Annotated in this window: 22 protein-coding genes; 11 read left to right on the top strand and 11 right to left on the bottom strand. The window is 71.3% G+C overall.

The genetic code is table 11. The annotated features are described in order from the left end of the window. The first annotated feature begins 51 nt into the window (after positions 1-51). From ACGFZA_RS03025 to ACGFZA_RS03015, 3 genes are read left to right on the top strand one after another with little or no spacing between them, the layout of a single operon-like run. Positions 52-576, top strand: coding sequence for a PadR family transcriptional regulator (locus tag ACGFZA_RS03025; RefSeq protein WP_385287522.1), 525 nt, complete (start codon positions 52-54; stop codon positions 574-576). Then, complete coding sequence (locus ACGFZA_RS03020) at positions 573-1,259, top strand: ABC transporter ATP-binding protein (protein ID WP_385287525.1); 687 nt, start codon at positions 573-575, stop codon at positions 1,257-1,259. Before ACGFZA_RS03025 ends, ACGFZA_RS03020 begins: the two co-directional genes overlap by 4 nt. Next, entirely contained in the window at positions 1,256-3,643 is a 2,388-nt protein-coding gene (locus tag ACGFZA_RS03015; RefSeq protein WP_393676768.1) for an ABC transporter permease, read from the top strand. Before ACGFZA_RS03020 ends, ACGFZA_RS03015 begins: the two co-directional genes overlap by 4 nt. A 30-nt stretch (positions 3,644-3,673) precedes the next feature. On the opposite strand, the gene ACGFZA_RS03010 is transcribed toward ACGFZA_RS03015, so the two are convergent. Then, positions 3,674-4,639, bottom strand: coding sequence for a hydrogen peroxide-inducible genes activator (locus ACGFZA_RS03010; RefSeq protein WP_393676766.1), 966 nt, complete (start codon positions 4,637-4,639; stop codon positions 3,674-3,676). Between the two features lie 132 nt (positions 4,640-4,771). Here ACGFZA_RS03010 and ACGFZA_RS03005 point away from each other — a divergent pair, with 132 nt between their 5' ends. After that, complete coding sequence (locus ACGFZA_RS03005) at positions 4,772-5,326, top strand: peroxiredoxin (protein WP_123461343.1); 555 nt, start codon at positions 4,772-4,774, stop codon at positions 5,324-5,326. A 12-nt stretch (positions 5,327-5,338) separates the two neighbouring features. Then, complete coding sequence (locus ACGFZA_RS03000; protein ID WP_073744727.1) at positions 5,339-5,872, top strand: alkyl hydroperoxide reductase; 534 nt, start codon at positions 5,339-5,341, stop codon at positions 5,870-5,872. 76 nt (positions 5,873-5,948) lie between these two features. Here ACGFZA_RS03000 and ACGFZA_RS02995 read toward each other — a convergent pair whose 3' ends face one another. The 4 genes from ACGFZA_RS02995 to ACGFZA_RS02980 all read right to left on the bottom strand — a co-directional run bounded on the left by ACGFZA_RS02995 (position 5,949) and on the right by ACGFZA_RS02980 (position 10,984). Then, entirely contained in the window at positions 5,949-7,352 is a 1,404-nt protein-coding gene (locus ACGFZA_RS02995) for an AI-2E family transporter (RefSeq protein ID WP_385287535.1), read from the bottom strand. A 133-nt stretch (positions 7,353-7,485) separates the two neighbouring features. After that, the gene (locus ACGFZA_RS02990; protein ID WP_393676762.1) at positions 7,486-8,190 is read right to left on the bottom strand and encodes a transglycosylase SLT domain-containing protein; all 705 of its coding nucleotides are present in this window, start codon (positions 8,188-8,190) and stop codon (positions 7,486-7,488) included. 390 nt (positions 8,191-8,580) lie between these two features. Continuing rightward, positions 8,581-9,903 (bottom strand): PhoH family protein, encoded by a 1,323-nt coding sequence (locus ACGFZA_RS02985; RefSeq protein ID WP_385287539.1) that lies wholly within the window; start codon positions 9,901-9,903, stop codon positions 8,581-8,583. Positions 9,904-10,222: 319 nt separating this feature from the next. Then, entirely contained in the window at positions 10,223-10,984 is a 762-nt protein-coding gene (locus ACGFZA_RS02980; RefSeq protein WP_148020469.1) for an isoprenyl transferase, read from the bottom strand. A 195-nt stretch (positions 10,985-11,179) separates the two neighbouring features. Between ACGFZA_RS02980 and mgrA the strand changes: the two genes are divergently transcribed. Beyond that, entirely contained in the window at positions 11,180-12,220 is a 1,041-nt protein-coding gene (mgrA, locus tag ACGFZA_RS02975; RefSeq protein ID WP_393676759.1) for an L-glyceraldehyde 3-phosphate reductase, read from the top strand. A gap of 404 nt (positions 12,221-12,624) precedes the next feature. Continuing rightward, a complete protein-coding gene (locus ACGFZA_RS02970; RefSeq protein ID WP_393676757.1) occupies positions 12,625-13,779 on the top strand; it encodes a winged helix DNA-binding domain-containing protein in 1,155 nt (384 codons plus the stop codon). 9 nt (positions 13,780-13,788) lie between these two features. Here ACGFZA_RS02970 and ACGFZA_RS02965 read toward each other — a convergent pair whose 3' ends face one another. The 3 genes from ACGFZA_RS02965 to ACGFZA_RS02955 form a co-directional block, all read right to left on the bottom strand. Continuing rightward, positions 13,789-14,247, bottom strand: a complete 459-nt coding sequence (locus ACGFZA_RS02965; RefSeq protein WP_393676755.1) for a hypothetical protein — start codon at positions 14,245-14,247, stop codon at positions 13,789-13,791. Positions 14,248-14,316: 69 nt separating this feature from the next. Further along, entirely contained in the window at positions 14,317-15,123 is an 807-nt protein-coding gene (locus ACGFZA_RS02960) for a class I SAM-dependent methyltransferase (RefSeq protein ID WP_393676753.1), read from the bottom strand. A gap of 64 nt (positions 15,124-15,187) precedes the next feature. Next, on the bottom strand, positions 15,188-16,027 hold the full coding sequence (locus ACGFZA_RS02955) for a prepilin peptidase (protein WP_393676751.1): 840 nt from the start codon (positions 16,025-16,027) through the stop codon (positions 15,188-15,190). Between the two features lie 104 nt (positions 16,028-16,131). On the opposite strand from ACGFZA_RS02955, the gene ACGFZA_RS02950 reads away from it, so the two are divergent. The 3 genes from ACGFZA_RS02950 (at position 16,132) to ACGFZA_RS02940 (ending at position 19,180) form a co-directional block, all read left to right on the top strand. Next, positions 16,132-16,497 (top strand): DUF192 domain-containing protein, encoded by a 366-nt coding sequence (locus ACGFZA_RS02950; RefSeq protein WP_385287550.1) that lies wholly within the window; start codon positions 16,132-16,134, stop codon positions 16,495-16,497. Between the two features lie 586 nt (positions 16,498-17,083). Next, entirely contained in the window at positions 17,084-18,280 is a 1,197-nt protein-coding gene (locus ACGFZA_RS02945) for a hypothetical protein (RefSeq protein WP_393676748.1), read from the top strand. 123 nt (positions 18,281-18,403) lie between these two features. Beyond that, positions 18,404-19,180, top strand: a complete 777-nt coding sequence (locus ACGFZA_RS02940; protein ID WP_393676746.1) for a hypothetical protein — start codon at positions 18,404-18,406, stop codon at positions 19,178-19,180. Positions 19,181-19,207: 27 nt separating this feature from the next. On the opposite strand, the gene ACGFZA_RS02935 is transcribed toward ACGFZA_RS02940, so the two are convergent. After that, positions 19,208-19,732 (bottom strand): hypothetical protein, encoded by a 525-nt coding sequence (locus ACGFZA_RS02935; RefSeq protein ID WP_393676744.1) that lies wholly within the window; start codon positions 19,730-19,732, stop codon positions 19,208-19,210. A 45-nt stretch (positions 19,733-19,777) separates the two neighbouring features. Further along, positions 19,778-21,337, bottom strand: a complete 1,560-nt coding sequence (locus ACGFZA_RS02930) for a polymorphic toxin-type HINT domain-containing protein (protein ID WP_393676742.1) — start codon at positions 21,335-21,337, stop codon at positions 19,778-19,780. 281 nt (positions 21,338-21,618) lie between these two features. Between ACGFZA_RS02930 and ACGFZA_RS02925 the strand changes: the two genes are divergently transcribed. Next, entirely contained in the window at positions 21,619-22,188 is a 570-nt protein-coding gene (locus ACGFZA_RS02925) for a hypothetical protein (protein ID WP_393676740.1), read from the top strand. 34 nt (positions 22,189-22,222) lie between these two features. On the opposite strand, the gene ACGFZA_RS02920 is transcribed toward ACGFZA_RS02925, so the two are convergent. After that, the gene (locus ACGFZA_RS02920) at positions 22,223-22,816 is read right to left on the bottom strand and encodes a hypothetical protein (protein WP_393676738.1); all 594 of its coding nucleotides are present in this window, start codon (positions 22,814-22,816) and stop codon (positions 22,223-22,225) included. Positions 22,817-23,153 lie beyond the last annotated feature (337 nt).

The following is a 23,153-nucleotide window of genomic DNA, read 5'->3' as shown; positions in this document are numbered from 1 at the left end:
GCCCGAGCCCGGTATACACGGCAGGTATACACACCGTGTACAGTCCTCGCCATGTCTATCGGCCACACCCTGCTCGGGCTCCTGGAGTCCGGTCCCCGCCACGGCTACGACCTCAAGCGGACCTTCGACGAGAAGTTCGGGCACGACCGCCCCTTGCACTACGGGCAGGTCTACTCGACGATGTCCCGGCTCCTCAAGAACGGCCTCGTCGAGGTCGACGGCGTGGAGACCGACGGCGGCCCGGAGCGCAAGCGCTACGCCATCACCGACGCCGGCATCACCGATGTCACCACCTGGCTCGCACAGCCCGAGAAGCCCGAGCCGTACCTCCAGTCGACCCTGTACACCAAGGTCGTCCTGGCCATGCTCACCGGCCGCAGCGCCGCCGACGTGCTGGACACCCAGCGCTCCGAGCACCTGCGCATGATGCGCATCCTCACCGACCGCAAGCGGCAGGGAGACCTCGCCGACCAGCTGGTCTGCGACCACGCCCTGTTCCACCTCGAAGCCGATCTGCGCTGGCTGGAACTCACCGCCGCGCGACTCGGCCAGCTCGCGAAGGTGGTGGCCCCGTGATCCCCTCCGGCTCCCTGCTCGCCGCCCACGACCTGCACAAGACCTACGGGTCCACCCCGGCGCTCGACGGCGCCTCGTTCTCCGTCCACCCCGGCGAGGTCGTCGCCGTGATGGGCCCCTCCGGCTCCGGCAAGTCCACCCTGCTGCACTGCCTCGCCGGAATCATCACCCCCGACTCCGGCACCATCACCTACGCCGGACGCGAGCTGTCCGCCATGTCCGACGCCGAGCGCAGCGCCCTGCGCCGCAGCGAGTTCGGCTTCGTGTTCCAGTTCGGACAGCTCGTCCCCGAGCTGACCTGTGTGGAGAACGTCGCTCTGCCGCTGCGGCTGAACGGCACCCGCCGCAAGCCCGCCGAGCGCACCGCCCTGCAGTGGATGGAACGCCTGGAGGTCGACGACATCGGCTCCAAGCGTCCCGGCGAGGTCTCCGGCGGCCAGGGCCAGCGCGTCGCCGTGGCCCGCGCGCTCGCCGCCTCCCCGAAGGTGATCTTCGCCGACGAGCCGACCGGCGCCCTGGACTCCCTCAACGGCGAGCGGGTCATGCAGCTGCTCACCGAGGCGGCCCGTTCCGCCAACGTCGCGGTGGTGCTCGTGACCCACGAGGCCCGCGTCGCCGCCTACTCCGACCGTGACATCACCGTCCGCGACGGCCGGGCCCGCGATCTGGAGCACACCGTATGACGCTGCTCGACCGGAAGGAGACCCTGGTGCGTCCGCCCGAACCGCCCTCGCGCACCGCCTCCTGGCTGCGCGACCTCGGACTCGGCATCCGCTTCGCCGCGGGCGGCGGACGCGAGGGCTGGATCCGCACCCTGCTCACCGCCGTCGGCGTGGGCCTCGGCGTCGCGCTCCTGCTCCTCGCCGCGTCCGTACCGCACATGCTCGACGAGCGGTCGGCCCGGGACCACGCCCGCTCCGAGACGAAGATCTCGGAATCGCCCGACGCCCAGGCGAAGAAGTCGGACAGCACCGTCCTGCGGATCGAGGCGAGCACCGAGTACCACGACCGCACCATCACCGGCTTCCTGATGCGCGCGGACGGCAGCCACCCGGTCATCCCGCCGGGCATCGACTCCCTCCCCGCCGGCGGCGAGATGGCCGTCTCCCCCGCCCTCGGCAAGCTTCTCGACGCCCCCGGCAACGAACTGCTCAGGGAGCGGCTGCCCTACAAGGTGACCGGCACCATCGCGGACGCGGGACTGCGCTCACCCGGCGAGCTCTGGTTCTACGCCGGCAGCGACACCCTGACCCAGGCGACGGGCGGCCACCGCATCGCCGGATACGGCAAGCCCGGCCCGGCCGACCCGCTGCCACCGCTCCTCATCGTGCTGATCATCATCATCTGCGTGGTGCTGCTGGCCCCCGTGGCCATCTTCATCGCCACCGCCGTGCGCTTCGGCGGCGACCGCCGCGACCGCCGGCTCGCCGCCTTGCGCCTGGTCGGTACGGACATCCGGATGACCCGCCGGATCGCGGCCGGAGAGGCGCTCTTCGGATCGGTACTCGGCCTCCTCATCGGACTGGCCGTCTTCCTGACGGGACGCCAGTTCATCGGCTACGTCGAGGTCTGGGACGTCAGTGCCTTCCCCGCCGACCTGGCGCCCGACACCCGGCTGTGCGTGCTGATCGCCCTGGCGGTCCCGCTCACCGCGGTGCTCGTCACCCTGGTGGCGATGCGCTCGGTGGTCATCGAGCCGCTCGGTGTCGTACGCAACAGCCGCTCCCGCAAGCGGCGCCTCTGGTGGCGGCTCCTCCTGCCGGTCGCCGGGCTCGCGGTCTTCGGGCTCACCGGCAAGGTCCAGGAGTACGGCCCCGTCAACCCGTACCCGGTCGCCGGGGGTGCGGTGCTGGTGCTGGTCGGGCTGGCCCTGCTCCTGCCCTGGCTGGTCGAGGCCGGTGTCGGACGGCTGCGCGGTGGCCCGGTCCCCTGGCAGCTGGCCGCGCGCCGGCTCCAGCTGAGCAGCGGGGCCGCCTCCCGCGCGGTCAGCGGCGTCACCGTCGCGGTGGCCGGCGCGGTGGCCCTGCAGATGCTGTTCGCCGCGATGAACGACGACTTCAACAAGATCACCGGGCAGGACCCCTCCCGCGCCCAGTTCTACGCCGCCTCCGAGATCGTCCGGGGCGATGCCGCCCTGCACTCGATCAAGGAGTTCCGCGCCACCAAGGGCGTCACGCAGGTCATCGGCACCGTCGAGGCGTACGCGACCAAGCCGGGGAAGTACTCCGAGGACGAGATCCAGCCCACCACCTCGTTCACCGTCGGGGACTGCGCGACCCTGCGCGAAATCGCCAGGATCACGTCCTGCCGGAACGGCGACACCTTCGTCGCCCACCCCACGGACAAGGGACAGGCCGACTGGGTCGACCAGACCGCCCGCAAGGGCAAGGTGCTCGAGTTCGACGCCTACGGCGCGGGCAAACCTCTGCACTGGACCCTGCCGGCGGACTCCCGGACCGTCGCCGCCCGGACCGACCCCTACGGCGAGGAACGCTCCGGCATCCTGGTCACACCGGGAGCGATCGACGCGCGGGGCCTGCCCGGAGCCCAGACCATCTCGCAGATCCGCATCGACGAGGACGTCCCGGACGCCGCCGAGTACGTGCGCAACACAGCGGCCCGGATCGACCCCGGCATGCGTCTGGTCACCCTCAACTCGGTGGAACGCGACCGTCAGTACGCGAGCATCCAGACCGGTCTCCAGGTCGGCGCGACAGCCATCCTGCTGCTGATCGGCGCTTCCATGCTGGTCTCCCAGCTGGAACAACTGCGAGAGCGCAAACGCCTGTTGTCGGTCCTGGTCGCCTTCGGCACCCGACGGGCCACCCTGGGCTGGTCGGTGCTCTGGCAGACCGCGATCCCGGTGGTCATCTCAATCGCGGTGGCGGTGGCCGGCGGCCTCGCCCTCGGCGCGACCCTGTGCTGGATGGTCGGCAAGTCGGTGTCCGGCTGGTGGCTGTTCCTGCCCATGGCGGGCGCGGGCGCGGCCCTGATCCTGCTGGTCACCCTGCTGTCCCTGCCGGCCCTGTGGCGCATGATGCGTCCGGACGGACTGCGCAGCGAATAGCCTGCGGCTCCCACCCGGCCGGACCTGCGCTCAGGTCCGGCCGGCCGGCGTCACGCGTACCGGCAGCGCCCGCATCGCCCCGCGCAGCGCAGCCGCGAACTCCTCGAACTCCTCGTGCCGGGCCGCCCCGGTCCGCATCCCCAGCGCCACCCGCCGCGCGGGGGCCGGGTCCGCGAAGTACCCCGTGGTCAGCGCGTCGTTGCGGGCGGTCTCGACCGTCACCGCGGTCCGCGGCAGCAGCGTCACCCCGAGCCCTCCGGCCACCAGCTGCACCAGCGTGGAGAGCCCGGCCGCGGTCGTGGTGACCGGCGCACCCTCCGTACGCCCCGCCTCACGGCAGATGTCGAGCGCCTGGTCCCGCAGGCAGTGCCCCTCGTCGAGCAGCAGCAGCGGCAGCTCGCGCAACGCCTCGCGCGGAATGTCCTGCCGCCCGCCGAGCCAGTGGTCGCGCTCCATGACCAGCACGAAGTCCTCGTCGAAGAGCGGGAGTTCGGTCACTCCGGGCACCCCGAGCGGCACCGCGAGCAGCAGCAGGTCCAGCCGCCCGGCGGCCAGCCCCTCCAGCAGCGAGGAGGTCTGCTCCTCGTGCACCTGGAGGTCGAGGTCCGGGTAGCGGTCATGGACCAGCCGCAGCACGGCCGGCAGCAGATACGGGGCGACCGTCGGGATCACGCCGAGCCGCAGCACTCCGGTGAAGGGCGCCCTGACCGCCTCGGCCTCCTCCATCAGCTCGCCGACGGCATGCAGGACGGCCCGCGCCCGCCCCGCGAGCCGCTCCCCGGCGGGCGAGAGCAGCACCTTGCGCGTCGTACGCTCGATGAGCTGGACACCCAGTGCCTCCTCCAGCGCGGACACGGCCCCGGAGAGCGCGGGCTGACTCATCCCGATTGCGGCGGCGGCGTCCCGGAAGTGCAGATGCTCCGCCACGGCGGCGAAGGCGCGCAGCTGCGAGAGGCTGGGCTGTTTGGGCCGGATGCCCTGATTACCTTGCGCCACTGATAGGCACCTCCGATCATCACGACCGAGTGTAGCTATTTCCGCGATCAATGCACTCTGTGCCAAGGTGGACATCGTCCAACCCTCAGGAACTCCCCCAAAAAGGGAATTCCTACGCTGCAAGGAGAGCGCGTGCTCACTGTCGGTGACAAGTTCCCCGAGTTCGACCTGACCGCTTGTGTTTCGCTGGAGAGCGGCAAGGAGTTCGAGCAGATCAACCACAAGACCTACGAAGGTCAGTGGAAGATCGTCTTCGCGTGGCCGAAGGACTTCACCTTCGTGTGCCCCACCGAGATCGCCGCGTTCGGCAAGCTCAACGAGGAGTTCGCCGACCGTGACGCGCAGATCCTCGGCTTCTCCGGTGACTCCGAGTTCGTGCACCACGCCTGGCGCAAGGACCACCCGGACCTGACCGACCTGCCCTTCCCGATGCTGGCCGACTCGAAGCACGAGCTCATGCGTGACCTCGGCATCGAGGGCGAGGACGGCTTCGCTCAGCGCGCCGTCTTCATCGTCGACCAGAACAACGAGATCCAGTTCACGATGGTGACCGCCGGTTCCGTGGGCCGTAACCCCAAGGAGGTCCTGCGGGTCCTCGACGCCCTGCAGACCGACGAGCTGTGCCCCTGCAACTGGACCAAGGGCGAGACCACCCTGGACCCGGTCGCGCTCCTCTCGGGCGAGTGAGCTGACACGACCATGGCTCTCGACGAACTGAAGTCCGCCATACCGGACTTCGCCAAGGACCTGAAGCTGAACCTCGGCTCGGTCATCGGCAACAGCGAACTCCCCCAGCAGCAGCTCTGGGGCACCGTCCTCGCCTGCGCGATCGCCTCGCGCTCGCCGAAGGTGCTGCGCGAGCTGGAGCCGGAGGCGAAGGCCAACCTCTCCGCGGAGGCGTACACCGCCGCGAAGTCGGCCGCCGCCATCATGGCGATGAACAACGTGTTCTACCGGACCCGGCACCTGCTGTCGGACCCGGAGTACGGCAACCTCCGGGCCGGCCTGCGGATGAACGTGATCGGCAAGCCGGGCGTGGAGAAGGTCGACTTCGAACTGTGGTCGCTCGCCGTCTCCGCGATCAACGGCTGCGGCCAGTGCCTGGACTCCCACGAGCAGGTGCTGCGCAAGGCCGGCGTGGACCGTGAGACCATTCAGGAAGCCGTCAAGATCGCCTCGGTGATCCAGGCGGTCGGCGTGACCCTCGAAGCCGAGGCCGTCCTCGCCGAGTAGTACCCCTCGTACGAGAAGGGCCCCCCGGACGACCGACCGTCCGAGGGGCCCTTCTTTCTGTTCTCCGTGCGTCCGCTCAGACCTTCGTCGGCTCGTCCGCGGCCGGCTCCTCGTCGCTGCCGTCGTCGATCTCCTCCGGCGGCGAGCCGGGCGCCGGCTTCGGCGCCGCGTCCAGTGAGGTCGAACCGTGCGGCGGTGGCGAGTGGCGGCGGGACTCCTCCTGCCCGTACGTCCGCAGATAGCCGACCACCGTATTGGTCACCGCGACCAGCGGCACCGCGACGACGGCGCCCCCGATGCCGGCGATCATGCCGCCCGCGGCGACCGAGAGCACCACGGCCAGCGGATGCACGCGCACCGCGCGGCCCAGGATGAACGGCTGCAGGATGTGGCCCTCGATCTGCTGCACCGCGAGGACCACGGCCAGCACCATCAGTGCCGTGAACACGCCCTGGGTGACGAGGGCGACGACCACCGCCAGCGCCCCGGAGACCACCGCGCCGACGAGCGGGATGAAGGCGAACAGGAAGATGAAGACGGCCAGCGGAACGGCCATCGGCACATCGAGGAAGAAGATCCCGAGACCGATGAAGATCGCGTCGATCAGGGCGACTATGACCGTGCCCCGCACATAGGCCGTCAGCGTCCGCCAGGCACGCGGGCCGGCGCCCGCGACTCCCGGCCGGGCCTGGGCGGGCACGAGCTTGAGCACCCAGTGCCAGATGCGCTTGCCGTCGTACAGCAGGAAGAGCGTGGAGAACATCGCCAGCAGCATCCCGGTGAGGAGCTCCACCATGACGGTGACGCCCTGGAGTCCGGCGGAGGTGATGGCCTCCGTATTGGTGCCGACGGTGTCGCTGAGGTTCTTGGCTATGTCGTTGATCTGTTTGTCGGTCACATGGAACGGGCTGTCCAGCAGCCAGTTCTTGAGGTCGTCGATCCCCGTCCGCACCTTGTCGGAAAGGGTGTCGATGTTGTCCATGACCTGCCAGACCACGAACCAGCCGACCAGACCCATGATGACGAAGCCCAGGATCGCCGTGACCGCGGTGGCCAGTCCGCGCGGCAGCCCGTACCGCCGCAGCCGGGCGACGGTCGGCTGAAGCATCGCGGTGACGAGCAGCGCGGCGACGAACGCCAGCACCACCAACTGCACCGCGCTGATGACCCGCATGAGCACCCAGAGGGTCCCGGCGAGCACCAGCAGCCGCCAGCCCGCCTCCGCCGCGACCCGCATCCCCCAGGGAATGGCCGCGACCGGATCGGGTCGTGCGGAGACGGAAGGGGCGTACGCGGGCGGCGGCGGCACATGGTCGGCCGCGCTCCCGGCCTCCCGTGCGGGCGCGCCCACCGTCACCGACGACTCCGCGTGCGCGGCCTCGTCCTCGGCCACCGCTTCGGCCCGCCGTTCGTCCAGGCGCTCTCCCAGCCTGGTCAGTTCAGCACCCAGTTGTCCGAGCCACCCCGGCAGTTTCGACATACCGTCCCTCTACCCCCCGTCCGCTTTCCCACCGCTCCCCGGAAACGGCTCCGCCCGACCGTACACGCGCGAAGCCCCTCACCGTAGGACGGCGAGGGGCTTCGCGAGGTTGAGACCTGAACCTCGGAAGGTTCTAGTACCAGTGGTTGGCCTGCCAGAAGGACCAGGCACCGCACGGGCTGCCGTAGCGGCTGTCCATGTAGTTCAGGCCCCACTTGATCTGGGTGGCCGGGTTAGTCTGCCAGTCGGCACCGGCGGAGGCCATCTTGGAGCCGGGCAGCGCCTGGACGAGGCCGTAGGCGCCGGAGGACGGGTTGCTCGCCCGGTAGTTCCAGCTCGACTCGTGGTTCACGATGTTGCTGAAGCACTGGAACTGGTCGCCGGGAATCATCTGGCGAGCCATCGCCTGGACGTCGGCCACGCTGTACGAGCCCTGCGTCGCGAACGCGGAAGCGCTGCGGACCTCGGAGCGGCTGGCGCGCTCGGCGCGGTCCGCCTTCTCCTGGCGCTCCTTCTCCAGCCTGTCCTCGGCCGCCGCCTTCTTGGACTTGGCGTCCTTGGCGGCCTGCACACGGGCTGATTCCTCGGCGGACTTCTTCGCCGAGGCGTCGGCCGCGGACGCCTGGGCGTCGGCCTGCTGCGTCAGCGATACGGTCTGCACCTGGGCCTGCTGGCCCGCGGGGATGTCTGCGAGCAGCGTGGTGTCGGCTGCGGTCGCCTCGAAGTTGTTGTCATCAGCAGCGGGAGTGCTGCCTGCTGCAACGCCCACGACGGCGCCAACGGTGGTTACCGCAGTGGCAGATGCCACGGCGAACCCCCGGACCGAGATCCGGCTCACACGGTGTCCTTCCAGCATCGCCCGCTTAGGTGACCTCGCGGGCGCAATCGTGCCCCTGGACACTGGCCTCCCTACTGCTTGGGTCACGGGAGGCACGGGCCCGGTGGGCACTCCCCTGAGGGAGCGCCGCGTGGTGCTCGCGGGCGGCATACGGACGGCGGCTGTTGAGTTGTGTGGTGCGTGGCACCTCTGGAGGTGCCGGTGTGCCGTATGCGGGGCCTGACGGAAGCAAGACTCTGCCGGAACGGGACGCCGGGAAGCAATTCTCTGTTGCGTGTGAAAGCTCACACCTCGTTTGGAGCACATGAATAACGGAAATGGTGCCGCAACGCGATGCCGCCCGGCTAAGCTCCTTGGCTCGCCGGGCGGCATCAACTGTCCCAAGCCGTATCAGATCTGGCCTTCCTCCAGCATTTCGGTCACCAGTGCGGCGATGCGGGAACGCTCCGAACGCGTGAGCGTCACATGCGCGAAGAGCGGGTGCCCCTTCAGCTTCTCGACCACGGCGACCACACCGTCGTACCGGCCGACCCGGAGGTTGTCCCGCTGGGCCACGTCATGCGTGAGCACCACACGGGAATTCGCCCCGATTCTGGACAACACGGTCAGCAGGACGTTCCGTTCGAGCGACTGGGCCTCGTCGACGATCACGAAGGCGTCGTGCAGGGACCGGCCCCGGATGTGGGTCAGCGGCAGGACCTCCAGCATGCCGCGCCCCAGCACCTCCTCGATGACCTCGCGGCCGGAGACCGCCGAGAGGGTGTCGAAGACGGCCTGGGCCCAGGGGCTCATCTTCTCGGCCTCGCTGCCGGGGAGATATCCGAGCTCCTGCCCGCCCACCGCGTACAGCGGACGGAAGACCATCACCTTCTTGTGCTGCCCGCGCTCCAGCACGGCTTCGAGCCCCGCGCAGAGTGCCAGCGCCGACTTGCCGGTGCCGGCCCGGCCGCCCAGCGACACGATGCCGACGTCCTGGTCCAGGAGAAGGTCCAGGGCGATGCGCTGCTCGGCGCTGCGCCCGTGGATGCCGAAGGCCTCCCGGTCGCCGCGGACGAGACGGACACTGCCCTCGGCCGTCACCCGGCCGAGCGCCTTGCCCCGTTCGGACTGGAGGACCAGGCCGGTGTGCACGGGCAGCTCGGCGGCCTCGGGGACGTACAGCGTCTCCTCGGTGAAGAGGAGGTCCACCTGCTCGGCCGAGAGGGACAGTTCAGACATTCCGGTCCAGCCGGAGTCGGTGATGGCGAGTTCCGCCCGGTACTCCTCGGCGAGGAGGCCGACCGACGATGCCTTGATGCGCAGCGGCAGGTCCTTGGAGACGACCGTGACGTCGTACCCCTCGGCCTGGAGATTGCGTGCGACCGCGAGAATCCGTGAGTCGTTGTCCCCCAACCGGTAGCCGGCGGGAAGGACGCCGGGATCGGAGTGGTTGAGTTCGACACGGAGCGTCCCGCCCAGATCCCCGAGGGGGATCGGGGCATCCAGCCGGCCGTACCGGACCCGGAAGTCGTCCAGCAGGCGCAGGGCCTGCCGGGCGAAGTAGCCGAGCTCGGGATGGTGCCGTTTGGCCTCCAGTTCCGTGACCACGACGATCGGGAGCACGACTTCGTGCTCGTCGAAGCGGGCCATGGCGTTCGGATCGGCCAGCAGGACGCTGGTGTCGAGAACATAGGTGCGCCTGTCGGGCATGCGGCGCTTTGTGCTGGTCACCACGGAAGGACGTACCCCCTCGGACGAGGTTGGGGTGCGACGGCGTCGCGGAGCATCCCAATGGGAGAGGACGGGCCGGGCTCCGGCCACCTTGCGCGGGCCGAGCGCCGGCCCTCCGCGTCGGCCGCACTGTATGTACGGTCCTTCGTGTGCAAAGGGCCTCCCGGGCGAGCGGACTCCATGCCGCTCACTTGGACACGACGTCCGCCTGGTTGGTGACCGGACGTCGACCTGTCAGGGGTATGCCCTCGAACACGCCAAGCCATGCCGACCTGGCCGGTTCCGGTCGAAGCGGTCCGGGCCGCCCGACGGCCTCCGCCCCTCAGCCGCCGTAGCGGCGGTGGCGGGCCGCGTAGTCGCGCAGGGCCCGCAGGAAGTCGACGCGGCGGAACGCCGGCCAGAAGACCTCGCAGAAGTAGTACTCCGAATGGGCGCTCTGCCAGAGCATGAAGCCCGACAGGCGCTGCTCGCCGCTGGTACGGATCACGAGGTCGGGGTCCGGCTGTCCCCGGGTGTAGAGGTGCTCGGAGATCAGGTCGGTGGAAACGATCTCCGCCAGGTCCTCGAAGGAGGTGCCCTTCTCGGAGTGGTCGAGCAGCAGGGAGCGCACCGCGTCCGCGATCTCCTGGCGCCCGCCGTAGCCGACGGCGACGTTGACGAGTATCCCGTCGACCCCGACGGTGGCCTGCTCGGCCTCCTTGAGGACCGTCTGGGTGTGCGCGGGCAGCAGGTCCAGGGTGCCGACGTGGTGGACGCGCCAGCGCCCGTCCGCCACCAGGTCGCGCACGGTGTTCTCGATGATGCCGAGGAGCGGGATGAGCTCGGACTCGGGCCGGTCGAAGTTGTCCGTGGAGAGCATCCACAGCGTGACGACCTCGACGTCCGTCTCGCTGCACCAGCCGAGGAGCTCCTTGATCTTGTCCGCTCCGGCCTGGTGCCCCTGCGCGGCGGTGCCGCCGGACGCCTTCGCCCAGCGCCGGTTTCCGTCGAGGATGACGCCGATGTGCTTGGGCACCTGGGCGTGATCGAGGCGGGCCTCCACCCGGCGTGCGTAGAGCCCGTACACCAGGTCGCGCAAGTTCACTGAGTCCACCTCTCGGTTCCGTGCGGGCACGCCCGCCCCTTTGCCCGGGGTCCGGGGTCGTCCACCTGGGGATCGCCGCACCGGAAGGGGGCGATCGCCCCGCCGTGCCATGCAGTCCCGAAGCCGCCACATTACTGCGCAGGCGGCGCACCGGCCCAACCCGGCCTGTCACAAGTCCGTGATAAGGAGGGAAACGTGACTGATTCCTCTTCCCCCTACCGGGCCGATGCCGCGCGCTACGACTCCATGGAGTACCGCCGCACCGGCCGCAGCGGCCTCAAGCTCCCCGCCGTCTCGCTCGGCCTCTGGCACAACTTCGGCGACGACCGCGCCCTCGACTCGCAGCGCGCCATCCTGCGCCGCGCCTTCGACCTCGGCGTGACCCACTTCGACCTGGCCAACAACTACGGCCCGCCGCCCGGCTCCGCCGAGCTCAACTTCGGGAAGATCTTCCAGCAGGACTTCGTCCCGTACCGCGACGAACTGATCATCTCCACCAAGGCGGGGTACGACATGCACCCCGGCCCCTACGGCGAGTGGGGCTCACGCAAGTACCTGCTGTCGTCGCTCGACGCCTCGCTGAAGCGGATGGGGCTCGACTACGTCGACATCTTCTACTCGCACCGCTTCGACCCGGACACTCCGCTGGAGGAGACGATGGGGGCCCTGGCCTCCGCCGTGCGGCAGGGCAAGGCGCTGTACGTGGGGGTGTCCTCGTACAACTCCGAGCAGACCGCCGAGGCGGCCCGGCTCCTGAAGGAGATGGGGGTGCCGGCCCTGATCCACCAGCCGTCCTACTCGATGATCAACCGCTGGACCGAGGACGACGGGCTGCTGGACACCCTGGAGGCGGCCGGTATGGGCTGCATCTCCTTCGTGCCGCTCGCCCAGGGGCTGCTGACCGGCAAGTACCTGAAGGGCATCCCGGAGGGTTCGCGCGCCACGCAGGGCAAGTCCCTCGACCCGGGCCTGCTCTCGGACGAGGTGGTCCGCCGGCTGAACGGGCTCAACGACATCGCGCGCCGCCGCGGCCAGTCACTCGCCCAGCTGGCCCTCAACTGGGTGCTGCGCGACAGCCGTATGACGTCGGCTCTGATCGGCGCGTCGAGCGTGGGGCAACTGGAGGAGAACGTCGCGGCCCTGGCCGGACCGGCGCTGTCGGCCGGGGAGTTGAAGGAGATCGACACCTTCGCCGTGGACACCGCGGGCACCAACATCTGGGCCGGACGGGCCTGAGAGTCGCCCGGGACTCACGACCGCGCTCGCGGTACGGACCCGGCCTGACGGCCCCGGCAGTACCGGGGCACAAAAAACGGGCCGGTCCGTGGGGGGGGTTACGGACCGGCCCGAGGGGGGGTTTCCACCATAACCCTTCGTAAGTGCTGCTGCGTGCCACGCCACGAAATAATTACTCTCCGGATGTGCCGGACTCCACTGCGGACACGGAATCCGGCACTCCGCAGGGCCTTGAGCTGCACGGACGCCGAGTGGCGCCGCCTTGACGCCGAACCCACCCGCAGGACGTACACAGGATGTGCACATTCCGGTCATCGGAGTCCCTCCCCCACGGCCGGCGAAGCTCACGGGCGGATCCGCCATGAGGACAGGATCTGACCTGTTGGGCCGGTAGTTTCCGGTCCATGACGACACGCAGCGCAACCGTGACCCGGGCCGGAGCGAACTCCCGCCGGATGGAGCGCCAGGGCCTGACGGACCCGCTCGACGCCGCTCCCGCCGCGGTGGTCGAGTCGATGCCGGCCGCGCACGCGCAGGTCCTGTCCGCCGCCGAGCTCTCCGTGGGGCTGCGGAGCCGGGACCTCACCCGTGCCGATGTGCGCAAGGCCCTGTGGTCGGACCGGACCCTGATCAAGACGTTCGGACCGCGCGGCACGGTCCATCTGGTGTCGGCGGCCGAACTTCCTTTGTGGACGGGAGCGTTGTCCGCCCTGCCGGTGGGCCGAAACACCCAGCCGGAAGGGGTGCGGATGACTCCGGAGCAGACCGAGGAGGTGCTCGCCGCGATCGCCGACGCGCTGACCGGCGCGGAGCTGACCGTCGACGAGCTCACGGAGGCGGTCGTCGCCCGCGCCGGGGCCTGGGCCGGTGAGCCGGTGATGCCCGCCTTCCAGACCCTGTGGCCGCGCTGGCGTCAGGTGACGCATCTGGCCTCCCACCGCGGGGCGCTCTGCTTCGGACCGGACCGCGGCCGCAAGGTCACCTACACCCGCCCCGACGTCACCCCGCTCGACGGACCGCGGGCGCTCGCCGCGCTCGTCGGCCGCTATCTCCACGCGTACGGTCCCGCCACCCCGCAGCACTTCGCCAAATGGCTTGCCGCACCGCCCCGTTGGGCCTGCGACCTGTTCGCGGGACTGGCGGCGGACGGAGGGATCGAGGAGGTGACGTACGAGGACGGCAGCCCGGCCTGGGTGGTGGCGGGAGACACCGCCTTCCCCTCCCGGCCGGTACGCGGGGTGCGGCTGCTCCCCTACTTCGACGCGTTCGTCATCGCGTCCCAGCCCCGCGAGGAACTCTTCCCCGGAGCCGCGTACACCCGGGCGCTGGCGGGCGGCCAGGCGGGGAACTTCCCGGTCCTGCTCGTCGACGGCACCGTGGCCGGGGTGTGGCACCAGCGGCGCTCGGGCCGGCGGATCGCGGTGACGGTGGAGCCGCTGTCCCCGCTGACGGCCGGACAGCTCCGGGAGCTGGAGCAGCAGGTGGCCCGGGTGGGCGAGGTGCTGGAGGGGAAGCCGGAGCTGACGGTGGGGAAGGTGACGGTCGGGGGGCACGCGTAGGGCGCGCCCTCAGGTCGTCGCGGCCACGCCCCGGTGGCCGCGGGTGAAGCGGATGCCCACGGTGTCGCCGCCCGTCACCACGAAACGGCCGCCCTCGCAGCGGATGACGGCTTCGTGCACCTCTCCCCGCTCGTCCCTGCGCTCCTCCGTACGCAGCACCGTCCAGCCGCCGTCGGGCGGCCGCGGCAGCCCCGCCATCTCGGCGAACTCCCACTGGGCGGCGGGTACGCACCAGCCGGGAAGGCGCGGCCAGGTCCCGGCGCCCACGTGCAGGGTGCCGTCGGACGCGCAGGTCAGGACCACCGACTGGCCGTCGGCCAGGAGGAAGGCGACCGCTTCCGGCTCCCCCATGCGTCCCTCGGGCCGGTAGAAGATGCCGAGGACACCGACGACCCTGGCCCCTCTGAGCCACTCGGAGTTCCCCTGCCGCGGGCCGCGCGCCGCTTCCTCGTCGTTGCCGACCCTCATGGCCTGCTCCCTCCCCGTGCGCTCAGCCTCCAGGGTGCCACCCTTCGGGCGTGGGAGGGGGGTTCGGGCTCATCCGGGTTTGCGGGCCTCGATCAGGAAGCGGGTGGTGTGGGCGACGAACGGCCCCTCGGTCTCGATCAGGCGGTGCAGCGAGGCGAGTTGCGTCCGGTACGCGCCGACGGTGAACCCGGGCACCATCCAGATCACCTTGCGCAGGAAGTAGACGACGGCGCCGATGTCATGGAACTCGGTACGCAGCCGCTCCATCCGCAGGTCGACGACGTCGAGACCGGCCGCCTCGGCCGCGGCCCGCGCCTGCCCGGGGTCACGTCCCGCGCGTACCTCCGGCGGCTGCGGGCCGAGGAAGTACTCGACGAGTTCGAAGACGCTGGCCGGGCCGACCTGCTGCGAGAAGTACGTGCCGCCCGGGGTCAGGACCCGGGCGATCTCCTCCCACCACGTGGTCACCGGATGGCGGCTGACCACCAGGTCGAAGGCCTCGTCACCGAACGGCAGCGGCGGCTCGTCCTCGTCCGCGACCACCACGGCTCCCCGCGGATGCAGAAGAGCGGTGGCGCGGGCGATGTTCGGCGGCCAGCCCTCGGTGGCCACGGTGAGCGGCGGCAGCTTCGGCGCGGAGGCGAGCACTTCGCCCCCGCCGGTCTGGATGTCGAGCGCCGCCCTCGCCCGGCCCAGGCGCTCCCCCATGGCACGGGCGTACCCCCAGGAGGGGCGCTCTTCGGTGGCCCGGCCGTCGAGCCAGGAGAAGTCCCAGCCCGCCACGGAGACGGCGTCGGCCTCGGCGATCAGGGTGTCGAACCGGGCGCGTTCGGCGGCGTCCATGGCGAGGGGCGCGTCGTCGGGTGCTGCAGGCATACGAGGCATGGTGGCAGCCGGACTCCCCGGCCGCGACCGCATTACGCCCCGCCCGGCACCCGGCTCAGGCGGCCAGGGCGCCGAACAGGATCCCCAGCAGCGCGCCCGCGATCATGAACGGTCCGAACGGGATGCCCGTCTTGCGCCCGGCGCGCCGCATGACCACGAGCCCCAGCCCGTACACCGCACCGAACAGGAACCCCGCGAACCCGCCGACGAACAGGACGGCCCAGCCGTACCAGCCGAGGGCCACGCCCAGGGAGAGGGCGAGCTTGACGTCGCCGAAGCCCATGCCGTTCGGGTTGATGAGGAAGAGCACGAAGTAGAACGCGCCGAGGGTGGCGCCGCCGAGCAGCGCGGACAGCCAGCCCCCACCGTGCTCCGGCAGCAGGGCGGCGACGCCGAGCAGTACGACGGCCGCGACCGCACCCGGCAGCGTCAGCTGGTCGGGCAGCCGGTGGACCCGGCGGTCGATGGTGGCGAGGAGCACGCCCACGGGGGCGAGCAGCAGCCAGACGGCGAGCTCGGGCCGCGTCCCGGTGGCCGCGGCGAGGGCGGCGCAGGCGAGAGCGGTGACGACGGGGGCGAGGAGAAAGGGCGCATAACGCGCGCCGGTGTCGCCGCCCGGCCCCGGCTCGGCGGAGCCCGGCTCGGCGGAGCCCGGCTCGGCGGAGCCCGGCTCGGCCGGGGTGCGTACGGGGGCGGCCGCGCCCACCTCGGCGCAGGCCGTGCAGCGCGTGGAACCGAGCCAGCCGCGGCCCGGCCCGGTGAGGGCGTGCCCGGCGGGGCAGGCGTCCCGCCACGCGTCGTCCGGTTCGACGGAGAACCGGTAGGCGGCGCGCGGGACCAGCAGTCCGGCCGCGGCCCCCCAGAGGGCGGCGACCCCTATCAGCATGGCGTACACGGCATAGACCCTAGACGGCCCCGCGGACACCGGCCATGGGCCCAGGGGCCCACTGCCCGCCAATACCGCCCCGGAGGCCGTTACGTGACGCTACGGTCGTGGCCATGGCTCGATGGCGCAATGGAACAGGAACGCTGACGATCATGGACGGGGAACGGGAGACCGTGGTCCCGCTGCGGATCGCGGCCTCGTACCGTCACCGCTCCCGGGGGCTGCTCGGCCGGACCGGCATCGACGGCGCGATGATGATCACGCCGTGCGGGAACGTGCACTCCTTCCGGATGCGGTTCACGATCGATGTGGCTTACCTGGACCGGAAGTTCAACGTCGTGGCCGTGCACACGATGAAGCCCGGCCGGCTGAGCATGCCCCGGCTCCGCGCCCGGCACGTGATCGAGTCGGAGGCCGGCGCGATGGCGACGTGGGGGCTGCGGCCCGGTACGCGGGTGGGGATCACACAGACCGACTGACCCCGCTCCGCGGGGTGCGCGGCTGCCCGGAGGGCGGGGCCCCCGTACCCTCGCCCATCCCCGGGCTGGGGGTTCCGTCCTCAATCGCCGGACAGGCTTGAGAGGTGCGGGTCCCCGCGGAGCGGGGTGCGTGGTGTCCGGTGGGTGGGGGTGGGGGCCCTCCGGGGCGTCTCCTCAGAAATGGCGTGTTCACCCAGGACCGTGAGGGACCCGGGTCGTACGCCATTCCCTGCGGGGACTCCCCTGCACGCCCCCACCCTGCATCGCCCGCGTCTGCACGCCGTCGAATCGACCGCCGCAGACGCAGGACGGCCGGGGCCGGGGCCGTGCAGGGGAGTCCCCGCAGAACGACGAACACCGACCCGGGTCCATCACGTACCGGCGGAACGTTCGTCGTTTGAGGAGACGCCCCGGAGGGGCCCCGGCCCCCCACCCGCCGGGGAACGGCGCACCCTGCGGGGCACCCGCACCAAGCCCGTCCGGCGATTGAGGACGGAACCCCCCGCCCGGGGCAAGGGCAAGGGCAAGGAACCCCCGCCCAGCCCACCCGCACGGTGCCGGGGGGCGGGCAGACATAATCGGGCGTATGCCCGCCGACCCTTCCCCCCAGGTCACCCTCGCCCCGCCGCACCCCGAGCACCCGCTTGCGCGCGGGCGTTTCGCCGCCGCCCTCACCGCGGCCGGGCCGGCGCTCGGCGCGTACGCGGCGGTGCGGGCCGTCGGGCTCGTCGTCTTCTGGGCGGCCGCGTCGGCCGGCGGGAAGGACGCGCTGCATCTGCTCTCCGAGCGCTGGGACTCCATCTGGTACCAGCGGGTCGCCGAGAACGGCTACGGGTACACCGTCACGCTCCCGGACGTCGGCGTCCACTCCGATCTGGCCTTCTTCCCGCTGCTGCCCGCGCTGGAGCGCGGCATCGCGGAGGTGACCCCGCTCGGCCTCGCGGGCGCCGGGCTGCTGGTCGCCTGGGTTGCCGGGCTGCTCGCCGCCTGGGGGATCTTCGCCGTGGGGGCACGGCTGTACGGTCGCCGGGCCGGAGTGGTGCTGGCCGCGCTGTGGGGGGTGTACCCGACGGCGTTCGTCCAGTCGATGGCGTACACCGAGACCCTGTTCACCGCGCTCGCCGCCTGGTCGCTGTACTGCGTACTGACCCGGCGATGGATCGTGGCCGGTGCTCTGTGCGTGCTCGCCGGGCTGACCCGTCCCTCCGCCGCCGCGCTGATCGCCGCCCTCGGGGTCACGGCCGCCGTCGCCCTCGTACGGGAGTACCGGGCCGGTGCCACCGACGGCCTCGTGCGCCGCAACGGCCGGATGCTGCTCGGGGTGGTCATCGCGCCGCTCGGCTGGCTCGCGTACGTGGTGTTCGTCGCCGTGCGCGAGGGCAGCGCGTTCGCCTACTTCGACGTGCAGGCGCAGTGGGGCAACAGCATCGACGGCGGCGCGGCCCTCGCCTCCTTCATCTTCGGGCTTCCGCTGCCCGGCATGCTCGGGCTGTGCGCGGCGCTGGCCGCTCTCGGCTGGCTGGTGTCGTTGTGCGTGCGGCAGCGCCAGCCGCTGCCCGTACTCGTCTACGGCATCGCCGTGGTCGTCATCTCACTGATCGGCTCCGGGTACTTCGGCTCCCGGCCCCGGCTGATGATGCCCGCCTTCCCGCTTCTGCTGCCGCCCGCCGTCGCGCTGCTGCGGCTGCGCTCCACGGCCCGTACCGCGGCGGTCGTCGCGGTGCTCGCCGTGGCTTCGGCGGCCTACGGGGCGTGGACGCTGCTCGGTTCCGGCCCGCCGTGACCGAGAGGGCCCCGGCCCTCTTGGGCCCGTGGGCCCAAGCCTGCGGCGTGCTCCGGTTGTTACCGTGCCAAGTCCGTGCGGGAAGAGCGTCGGCGGCAGCGGCTCGCCGGTCAGGAGCGGTCAGTGACGAAGGCACGTACGGCAGCCATGGCGGCCACCACAGCAGTGCTCGTCCTGGCGGCCGTCGCCTGCGGGCAGGACGGCGGGACGTCCGGGCAGGACGGCGGGAAGGCCGCCGGCGCGAAGCCAAGCCGGACGCGCTCCTCGGAGTCCGCCGGTGAATCCGCCGCCCCGTCCCCCACGTCGACCCCCACGAGCAGCGGCCAGGTCCTCGACCGGGCCGGACTGGCCGGGATCGCGCTGACCACGGGTGAGGTGGCGTCGTACGAGGTCACGCCCATGCAGGGCGGTGAGGAGACGGGCACGGAGCGGTCCGAGAACAAGGACTGCCGGCCCCTCGTGGCCGTGATCAACGGCGCTCCCGAGCCCGCCCCCGCAGCCACCGTGTTCCGTACCGTCATGGACGCATCGGAGGAGGGCCGGGACGACCAGACCGTCGTCACCGAGATCCTCACCTCGCACCCCAAGGACGCGGCGCAGCAGCTGATGCGCGGTGTCCGGGACGCGGTCCGGGCCTGCGCGGGCGGTTTCCGTACGTCGAGCGAGGACGGCCCGTCCACGTATACCGAGGTCAAGCAGCTCCCGTTGCCCCCGGCGGGCCAGGAGAGCATCGCCTATCAGGTGACCGGGAGCATCGAGGGGGACAGGGTGCCGCTGCTGTTCCAGCTGGTGCGGACCGGGTCGACCGTCGTCACGTTCTACGTGGCCGACTTCCTCACGGGGAGGACCCCGGAGCTTCCGGCCGGACTCGTCGCCGCCCAGGCCGCCAAGCTCCCCTGATCTCCGCGGGTACGGGGATCCGCCTTCTCACGCCTTCTCGGGGAGGGTCACCTCGGCGACGAGCGCGGCTCCCCCGGCGCCGTACAGCGTCAGCCACCGCTGCTCGTCGGACGCGTTGCCGATCCTGATGCCGAAGGTCCAGGACGGGTCGAGGAACAGGGTGTGACCGCCCTCGAAGTCGAGGGCCAGGCAGGTGCACGCGGTGTCGTCGGCGCCCGGCACGCGGTAGACGCGCAGGCGGGTGCAGCGCAGTGCGTCGCGGCCGTCCCCGAAGAGCTGCTCACCGTACGAGGCGACGATCACCTCGTCCTCGGCCTCCGCGAGCAGCTCGACGCCGTCCCACTCGACTCCGGGCACCGACGCGGTGTCCAGCCGGTCGTACTGGCCGGCGGACTCGAACCTCAGCAGCCCCTCGTCCAGCCGGAGCCAGACGACGAGGGGCTGCGGCCGGAACTCGGGGAACTCCCCGTCCCGGTCCAGCAGTCCCGGGACGAGGACGTCGCGGACGGGGTGGTCGCGCAGTGCCGTCTCGGCCGTCGTCCAACCGCTCATGTCCGCTCCCCGCTCCGGCCCGGCCACCGGCCGGGCCCGTGCCGGCTACTTCACCGGCACCTTCTTGGTGATCTCGATGGCGGTGTCCAGGCCCTCGCCGCTCTTGAGCGCGGTCCAGAAGTCGCCGTTCTCCTTGAGGACGATCGTCACACCGTTGCCACGATAGATCAGCCCCTCCGGCTCGCCCTTCTTCAACGTGCCCTTGCCGACCAGCTTGAACGTGCCGTCCTTGACGGCCTTCGCGATGTCCTCCCGGAACCGCGGACCGTCTTCCTTGAGCTTCTTGTACTTGGTGCCCAGCGCGTCCTCGACCACCTTCTTGTGACGCAGGAAGTGGTCCTTGAACTTCTTGGGATCCCCCTCGCCCACACCGGGGTTGCGCGCCGCGTCGACCTCGTCCGGCGACATGTCGCAGTCGTTGTTGTGGACGAGCGCGTGTCCGGAGCCGATGCCGACGTAGTAGGTGTGGACTCCCTCGACCGTCAGGTCGTACGTCGTCCGCCGCTGGGTGTAGCGCGTGATGCCGGTGACGGTCAGCGTGCCGCCGGTGTCGGTGCGCAGGGTGTCGCCCCGGCCGAGGTCGCCCGCGTCCGTCCAGCGCCGCTCGCCGGCCACCCAGAACGGGTGGGTGTCGGTGGCGGTCAGCCGGCCCGCCGCCCCGCCGGTCCGGACGGTCAGCCGGGTGAAGTGCTTGTCGTCGTGGGTGGTGATGGTCCGCTCGACCCGGCGGGCTCCGGTCCTGCCGGTCACCGGATCCGTGGCGGTCACCAGGTCACCGGGGCGGACCGCCTCGATGGGCAGGGTCCGGCCGTCGGCGAGGAGCACCGGCGTACCGGCCAGGAAGCTGTGCTTCGCCGCGCACGTGGTCGGTTTCTTCTCGTCGGGTTTGTCGTTCTTCTTGGGCTTCTTCGCGTCGTCGAGCTTCTTTCCCGCGTTCTCCAGCGCCTTCTCGGCGTCCTTGACCTTCTTCCGGCTCTTGATGAGCCCCTTGAGGCCGTCGTAGAGGTCACCGCCGTGCTTCTTGAGGGCCTGGATGAGCTTGTAGGCCTTCTTCCACTTCCAGGGCGCCCCGTACTTCGCGGCGAGTTTCCCGACCGCGCCGCCGATGAGGCTGAGGAGGACGTTGATGAGGGTTTCGGTGCACGCGCCCATGTCGCCCTTGGTGATGCAGTCCAGGGCGTCGGTGATGCCGAGTTCGTCGGCGAGGATCTTCGCGAGTTCCTTGGCTGCCTCGATCGCCTTGTCGCTGTTGGACTTCTCGTCCTTCTGCGCGTCCTGGAGATCCTTCAGGGCCTGGTCGTACGCGGACTGCTCGGGTGACTTCGGCGATCCGTCGGCATTCTCGTCCGACGCCGGGTCTCCGTCCCCCGGACGGTTCGTGCCGTCCTGCGCCTCCCCGCCACCGTCACCGCCGCAGTTCCCGCCGCCGGTGACCTTGCAGACCTCGACGCCCATCTTCTGTGCGAGATCCGCTCCCACCCCCGTGGCGATCAGGGCGCCGACGATCGCCACGACCACCAGGGTCAGGCCCACGTACTCCAGCGCGCCCTGCCCGCGGTCGCGCCGCCCACGCGCCCCCGGCAACCGCACACCCGTACGCGGCACGGCCCGCCGCAAGCCTCGGCGCGCCCCCCGGAACCGTCGACGCAAATCCCCCATGGATGGCATAGGCCGACCGTAACGACCCTGCCTGCCAGGCGTCTTGGGCCCGCGGGCCCAAATCCCGCCCGCCTTGTGCGCGTACCCGGCCCGACGGGCAGCCTGGGCCCGGGGTTGGGGCTGCGGGCCCGGGTCAGGCGCCGCCTCCCGCCGTACGCTCCACGCCACAGCCGGATTCCGGCGGTGCGGGACAGCCGGCGGGACGAGCGTCACAGAGGGAGCGAACCGTGAACGGTGCAAGCGCCACAGAGGGAGGAAGCAGGTCCGGCCGTGCCGGGGGTGTGCTGTTCGCACTGGTGCGGTGCTGGGCCGCCGGCGCCGCCGTCCACGTCGTCTCCGGATACGTGATCTCCCACGGGCTCGTCGACCTGCTGTCCACCGACGAACGCCTGGACGTCTTCGCCTGGCGGCTGGCGCTGCGGCACGTGCCCGTCCTCCTCACCACCGTGCTGACGGTGCTGGCCGCCGCCCGCACCCTGCCCGGGGAGCGGCGTACATCCCGGCCCCTGTACCTGTCGGCCTCGCTGGCCGTCCCGCTGGCCGCACTCGGGTACGGATACGCGGCGTCGCAGGTCTCCGGCATGGAAGGGGTCCTGATGCCCGCGGTCACCCTGGCGACGGGAGCGGTGGTGGGGCTGTCCGTCGACCGGCTGATGGACGACACCGACGCGGAGTCCTCGCAGGCCGCCCCGTACGCGTGGCGGGACGCCGGGGCCGGTGCCGCGGCCTACCTCGGGGGGATCAGCGTCGCAGCCGGCGTCGTCGCCGCGCTGGCCGGCACCGGGGCCGTCGGGTAGGACCCCGCCCCGGGACCTCGCGGGAGGCGCCCCTCTACCGGGACGGCACATCGCTTCCGTAGACGACCCAGGGCGACTGCTCGAACGAGTTCACCCCGGACAACTGCGGCTGTACCGCTGCCACTTCGGGCCTCACCGCGAGTGTGTCGGGCCAGTGGTCGAAGTACACCGTCCCCTCCTCGATGAACCCCCTCCAGTCGGTGGCCTGCGACGCGCCCTCCCGGTCGACCACGAAGCCGACGCAGAGCACCGACGCCCTCCCTATCGCCTCCCGCACCGCGCGGACGACCGTCTCGCGCTCGTCCCCGTTCAGGCCGCAGAGGGCGAACTGCACCGCCACCGTGCCGTCGCTCGTCCGCCGGACGCGGGCGGGGACCTCGGCGCCGCTGCGCAGCCAGAGCAGGAAGTCGACCTGGTCCAGCCGTTGCAGGCCGGCCAGGAGCACGAGCTGGTCCCTGGTCACCCAGGACTGGGTGACGGTCCGGCGGGGCCCCGGCCCCATCAGCGTGATACGCCGGGTGGCCGGATGGTCGGGCCGCACACCGGCCGCCTCCAGGTCGCCGAGCAACGACTCGGCGTCGGGGCGGCTCCAGCCCAGATGGTACGAGTAGAAGAATCCGTCACTCATCGACGTCACCTCGTGAAGAGAATCCGGGCACCCCGGATTCACCCCGGCGCGTGCCGGATGAGAGGTGGCCGCCCTGCTGGTCAGGTAGAGCGTGGAAATCCCTGCGCACGCGAGCGCTCCCGCCCCGCCGCCGGTCGGGCGGGCGTCGCGAGGGGCTCACGGTTGGTCACCACGAGCGTAATGAGGACCGCGACCCGGTGCGTGGGCCCACGGACCCACGGGCGGACCCCATTGGTCCGCGGGCTCGCCGCGGCACGCGGGGCCGGCCGCGGCCGCGACGCGACCCGTGCGGCGACGGGCCGCGGCCCGGGTAATCACTGGACAGCGCCGCCGCCGG

The sequence above is a fragment of the Streptomyces sp. NPDC048211 genome, assembly GCF_043202315.1.
Classification (GTDB): domain Bacteria; phylum Actinomycetota; class Actinomycetes; order Streptomycetales; family Streptomycetaceae; genus Streptomyces.
The sequence above is the reverse complement of the archived record's forward strand: the minus strand, read 5'-3'. Positions and strand labels throughout refer to the sequence as shown.